4 protein-coding genes and 1 pseudogene are annotated in these 5,570 nt (G+C 77.6%); 2 read left to right on the forward strand and 3 right to left on the reverse strand.

What is annotated here, in order from left to right; translation table 11 throughout:
* A pseudogene (locus CS2_RS19205) lies at positions 1 to 240 on the forward strand (choice-of-anchor I family protein); the annotation flags it as partial.
* Between the two features lie 192 nt (positions 241 to 432).
* On the opposite strand, the gene CS2_RS17415 reads toward CS2_RS19205, so the two are convergent.
* The 3 genes from CS2_RS17415 to ligA all read right to left on the reverse strand — a co-directional run bounded on the left by CS2_RS17415 (position 433) and on the right by ligA (position 4,818).
* Entirely contained in the window at positions 433 to 855 is a 423-nt protein-coding gene (locus CS2_RS17415; RefSeq protein ID WP_046527838.1) for a hypothetical protein, read from the reverse strand.
* A 115-nt stretch (positions 856 to 970) separates the two neighbouring features.
* Complete coding sequence (locus tag CS2_RS17420; protein WP_070320924.1) at positions 971 to 2,245, reverse strand: GNAT family N-acetyltransferase; 1,275 nt, start codon at positions 2,243 to 2,245, stop codon at positions 971 to 973.
* Positions 2,242 to 4,818, reverse strand: a complete 2,577-nt coding sequence (gene ligA, locus CS2_RS17425; protein WP_070320925.1) for an NAD-dependent DNA ligase LigA — start codon at positions 4,816 to 4,818, stop codon at positions 2,242 to 2,244. The genes CS2_RS17420 and ligA overlap by 4 nt, the downstream gene beginning before the upstream one ends.
* 109 nt (positions 4,819 to 4,927) lie before the next feature.
* On the opposite strand from ligA, the gene CS2_RS17430 reads away from it, so the two are divergent.
* The coding region (locus tag CS2_RS17430; protein WP_070320926.1) for a hypothetical protein at positions 4,928 to 5,570 on the forward strand (643 nt) is incomplete at its 3' end.

Consider the following 5,570-nt stretch of genomic DNA (forward strand, 5'->3'; position numbering starts at 1 on the left):
CCGACGCCCGAGCCGACGCCCGAGCCGACGCCCGACCCGACCGGCTCGCCGACGCCGGGCGCCACCCCGACGCCGGGCGGCACGGGGAGCGCGGGCGGCACCGGCGGCACGGGGTCGAACCCCGGGCGCCTCGCCACCACGGGCTCGGCGATCGCGCTGTGGTCCGCGCTGGCGGCGGCGCTGCTCGCGGGCGGCGGCGTGCTGGTGCGCGCACGACGCGCGGCGGGTGCCGACAACTGACGTCGGAGCGCCACGGCGGCCGGGTCGGACCTCGTGTCCGGCCCGGCCGTCGCGCGTCCCGGCCCGGACACGGGGCACGGCCACGAGGGCGCCGTCACCTGGGCGCGGTCTCGTTCCCCGGGTCGGGTGCCGTCCGACGCGTGCGCCGTCCGACGCGTGTGCCGTCCGACGCGCGTGCCGGTCGGCGCGGTCTCAGCCGACGCGCGAGGTCGCGGCCGTGACGAGCGCGAGGAGCGCCTCGGCGTACGCGTCGGCGGGCTCCTCGGACGTGAACACCCGCTCGGGCTGCCCGCCGATCTCGACGAGGACCTGGTAACGGCCGTCGGTCGAGCGCGCGAGGCTGCGGAACGTGCCGCCCAGCAGCTCGCGGAGCTGGTCCTCGCGCGGCAGCCAGAGGGCGTCCTCCTGGCGCAGCGAGTCGAGCGCCCACTCGGTCGTCCCGTTGAAGCCGAGCACGGTGCCGGTCGGGTACTCGTGCGCCTCGACGACCATCTCGGAGATCGTGAACACCTCGCCGCCCATGTCGGCACCGCGCACCACGAAGCGGTCGCCGGCGCGCGGGTGCCACTGCAGGCCGGCGGCCTCGAGGGCCACGGCGTTGTCCGTCGAGATCATGCGCCCAGTATCGGCTCCCGCGCCCCGATCGGCCCGCCCGGGAGGGCGGCCGCGGTGCACCCCGCACGCCGCCACGGCGCGGGGAGCGCGGGACCGCCGTGGCGCTCCCGTCGGGTCAGCGCGAGCCGGTCGACGGCCCCGCGGCGAGCTCGCGGTACGCGTACCCGTGCGCGAGCCGGAACCCCAGCGCCTCGTACAGGCGCAGCGCCCCGGCGTTGTGCGACTCGACCTGCAGGAAGGCCCGCCGGGCGCCGCGCTCGGCGGCCGCGGCGAGCGCCGCCGCCGTCAGCGAGCGACCCCAGCCGCTCCGGCGTACCGCGGGCGCGACCTGCAGGCACGACAGGCCGACCCACTCCCCCGCGAGCGCCGCCCGGATCACCGCGACGTCGTCCCCCGCCTCGTCGGTCGCGGTGAGGTACAGGGCGGGCGCGGCGCCGACGATCGCACGCGAGACGTCGCGGGCGCCGCCCTTGCCCCGCAGCCACCCGTCGAGCCACGCGTCGTCGGGTGCGTCCGCCACGCGCACACGCCCGGGCGCGGCGTCGCCGGCGGCGCCCGGGCCCCCGGCACGCCCGCGGGCCCCGGGGTCGAGGTCGCGCACGAGCACGTCGGTGAGCGACGCGACGGCGTAGCCGCGCCGGTCCAGCTCGGCGGCCAGGCCCGGCGGGTTGCCGGGGTCGCCGACGCGGAACGTCGACGGTGCACCGTCGGCGTCGTAGAGCGCCTCGACGCGGTCGACCGCGCCCGGCAGGTCGGCGACGGCGCACGGCGCGACCGTCGAGCTCGCCCGCCGGGTCACGCCCCGCGACAGGCCGACGCGCCACCCGTCGACGTCGACCGTGCGCAGCGGGGGCCACGTCGCGACCTCGACGTCGACGCCCGGCGCCGGCGGCGCGCGCCACGTGCGGACGCGCATCGTCACCTCGTCGGTCCAGTCGCGCTCGGGTCGCGACACGAACCCGAGGCGGGCGTAGAGCCGCTGCGCGGCGGTCATGGGGTCGAGCGTCGACAGCACGACGTCGCGGGCGCCGCCCGCGACCGCGGTGCGCAGCGCACCGCGCACCAGGTGCTCGGCGACGCCCGCGCCGCGCCGCGCCGGGTCCACCGCGAGCATCCGCAGCTCGACCTCGTCGGGGCGGGCGACCTCGGCGTAGCGCGTGCCCGGGGCCGCGAGCGTGACCGTGCCCAGCAGGTCGTCCGTGGCCGCGTCGACCGCGACGAGCAGGGTCGCCCGCACCGCGCGGCTCCGCGCGTCACGCAGCTCGTCGGCGTACCAGTGGCGCGCGTCGACGAGCCGGTCGGCCACGTACGCGCGCGCCGTGAGGGCGCCGACGGCCTCGATCTCGTCGTCGCGCGCGACGCGCACGACGACGGGTCCCGCGGCGCTCACGACGCGTCGTCGGGCGCGGCCGCCTCGTCGTCCGGCGCGGCCGTCCCGCCGTCGGTGGCTGTGCCGTCGGTGGCGGGCGGCGGCCCGACCGCGTCGGGGCCGCCGGCCAGCAGCGTCTCGAACCCCGCCTCGTCGAGGATCCGCAGGCCGAGCTCGCGCGCCTTGGTCTCCTTCGAGCCCGCGTTCTCGCCGACGACCACGAAGTCGGTCTTCTTCGACACCGAGCCGGACGCCTTGCCACCGCGCGCGAGGATCGCCTCCTTGGCGCCGTCGCGGCTGAACCGCTCGAGGCTGCCGGTGACGACGACGGTGACGCCCTCGAGCGTGCGCGGCGTCGACGCGTCGGCGACGTCCTCCATGAGGACGCCCGCCGCCGCCCACCGGTCGACGACCTCGCGGTGCCACGGCTCGCCGAACCAGTCGAGCAGCGACTGCGCGATCGTCGGCCCGACACCCTCGACGCCCGACAGCCGCGCGACCGCGGCCGCGCGGTGCGTGGCGTGCGGGTCCGGCGCGAGGTCCTCGGCCGCGGCCGCGTCGTCGACAGCGGCGGCCGTGTCGGCCCGCTCGTCGTCGGTGCCGGCCAGGTCGAGCGCGTCCTGCCCCCCCGACCCGGCGGCCGTGCCCGTGACGTCCGTCGCGTCGGGCTCGTCGGGCCACCACGTCGCGTCGACGACCTCGCGCAGCGCGCGCATCGACCCGAACTCCTGCGCGAGCGCGCGCGCGGCCGTCGGCCCGACGTTGCGGATGCTCAGCGCCACGAGCACGCGCCACAGCTCCTTGGACTTGGCCAGCTCGAGCTGGTCGAGCAGCGTGCGGGCGGCCTCGGACGGCTCCCACTCGCGCAGCACGCGCCCCTCGGCCTCGGCGGCGGCGCGCTGCGCCTTGGTGTGCTTGAGCATGCGGCGGAAGGGCGTGCGGCGGCGGACGGTGCCGTCCTCGTCCTCCTTGGGCAGCCCCGTCTCGGCGTCGCGCACGACGACCTCGACCTGCGCGAGCGTCGCGAGGCTCACGTCACGCACGTGCGCGACGTCGTCGGGCGTCGGGTCGTCGCCGTAGCGCACGAGGTCGAACAGGTAGGCCTCGGTCGGCACGGGCGGCGTGCTCGGCACCTCGGGCTGCGTGAGCGCGGCGGCGGTGACCTCGCCGAGCACCTCGATGTCGAACGCGCCGCGCGAGCCGATGTGCTCGAGCCGGCCGCGCACCTGCGCGGGGCAGCCCTGCGCGTTCGGGCAGCGCAGGTCGACGTCGCCCTCGCGCATGGGCCGCAGGGGCGTGCCGCACTCGGGGCAGCCGGCGGGCATGTGCCACGCGGGCGGCCGCTCGCCCTCGTCGGCCTGCGGCGCACGCCCCACGATCTCGGGGATGACGTCGCCGGCCTTGCGCAGCACGACCGTCTCGCCCGGCCGCACGTCCTTGAGCCGGACGACGTCCTGGTTGTGCAGCGTCGCCTGACGCACGGTGCTGCCCGCGACCGTCACGGGCTCCATCACGCCGAACGGCGTCGCCCGCCCCGTGCGGCCGATGCCCACCTCGATCGCCAGCAGGCGCGTGAACACCTCCTCGGGCGGGTACTTGTACGCGATCGCCCACCTCGGCGCGCGGCTCGTCGCGCCCAGCCGGCGCTGCAGCGCGATGTCGTCGACCTTGACCACGATGCCGTCGATCTCGTGCTCGACGTCGTGCCGGTGCTCGCCGTAGTGGTCGATGCGCGCCCACACCTCGTCGAGCCCGTCGAGCACACGCGTGTGCGACGACGTCGGCACGCCCCACCCGGCCAGCAGCTCGTACACCTGCGACTGCCGCTCGATGCCCTGCCCGCGGCCCTCGCCCCAGGTCAGGGCGCCGATGCCGTGCGCGTACATGCGCAGCGGGCGGGACGCCGTGACGCGCGGGTCCTTCTGCCGCAGCGAGCCGGCGGCGGCGTTGCGCGGGTTCGCGAACGGCGGGCGGCCGGCCGCGGCCTGCGCCTCGTTGAGCGTGCGGAACGCCTCGACCGGCAGGAAAACCTCGCCGCGGATCTCGATGAGCTCGGGGTGGGTCGCGGGGTCGCCGCCGAGGACCTCGGGGATCGTCGTGATGGTGCGGACGTTGAGCGTGACGTCCTCGCCCGTGCGGCCGTCGCCGCGCGTGGCCGCCCGCACGAGCCGCCCGCGCTCGTACAGCAGCGCGATCGCGAGCCCGTCGATCTTCAGCTCCGTGAGGTACGCGAGCGGCGCGTCCGACTCCAGGTCACGGTGCACGCGCTGCGACCACGCGAGCAGGTCGTCGCGCGAGAACGCGTTGTCGAGCGACAGCATGCGCTGCACGTGGTCGACCGCCGTGAACTCGGTCGAGAACGTGCCGCCGACACGCTGCGTCGGCGAGTCCGGCGTGCGCAGCCCCGGGTGCTCCGCCTCGAGCGCCTCGAGCGCCCGCAGCCGCTCGTCGTACGCGGCGTCCGACGACGACGGCGCGTCGCGCACGTAGTACGCGAACTGGTCGGCCCGGATCTGCTCGGCCAGCTCGGTCCAGCGGTGCCGGGCCTCGGCGGGCACGTCGCGCTCGGCGGTCTGCGGGGTCGGGTCGCTCACGGGTCCATCATGGCGCGCGGCACCCACACGACGCCCGTCGCGCCCGGCTCCGCGCCCGCCCGTCGGCCGGCACGTCCCGCGCCCCCGCGACGGCCCTACACTCAGCCGCGTGCCCGGTCCCGCCGCCCCGCCCGACCTGCGCGCCCGCGCGCGGGCGAGCGGCAGCCGCGTCGCGCGCCGCGTGCTCGACCAGCCGCTGCGGCGCCTCGGCGTCGTGGGCGCCGTCGTGCTGCTGGCCACCACCGCGGCGTTCGGCGGGCTCGAGGAGCAGACCGACGACGGCCTCGAGGTCCTCGCGACCGGCGTGCCCGCCAACGTCGCGCCGTTCGAGCTCACCGTCGAGCGCGTCGTGTGGACCACCGACCTGCCCGGGCAGGGCCTGAGCGAGCCCGGCAACCGCTGGCTCGGCGTCGTGGCGACCGTGCGCAACACGTCCGACGCGGGCGTCCTGGGCCCGGTCCTGCGCGAGGCGCTCACGCTCGACGACGTGCCGGGCCTCGTCGGGGCCCCGGGCGACCTGGGCGTGCCCGCGTCCGCGGTCGCGGTGCTCGTCGACGGCTCGGAGCTGAGCCCCGTGCAGCCCGGCCTCGCGTACGAGGTCGCCTTCCTCTTCGAGCAGGACGGCGGGACGCCGCCGCCGACGTCCGTCGCCGTGCAGCTGCAGCGCCACGTCTGGGGCACCGGCTCGCTCGACCCGACGGCCGGCTGGCGCGACGCCGCGACCGTGCTGCGCGGCGACCTGCCGGCGCGCG

This window comes from Cellulomonas iranensis NBRC 101100 = JCM 18110 (assembly GCF_001552375.1).
In the GTDB taxonomy this organism is placed as follows: Bacteria; Actinomycetota; Actinomycetes; order Actinomycetales; family Cellulomonadaceae; genus Cellulomonas; species Cellulomonas iranensis.

Coding starts and splice junctions, on each gene's coding strand:
- CS2_RS17415 (WP_046527838.1), bottom strand. CDS start 855: ATGATCTCGACGGACAACGCCGTGGCCCTCGAGGCCGCCGGCCTGCAG.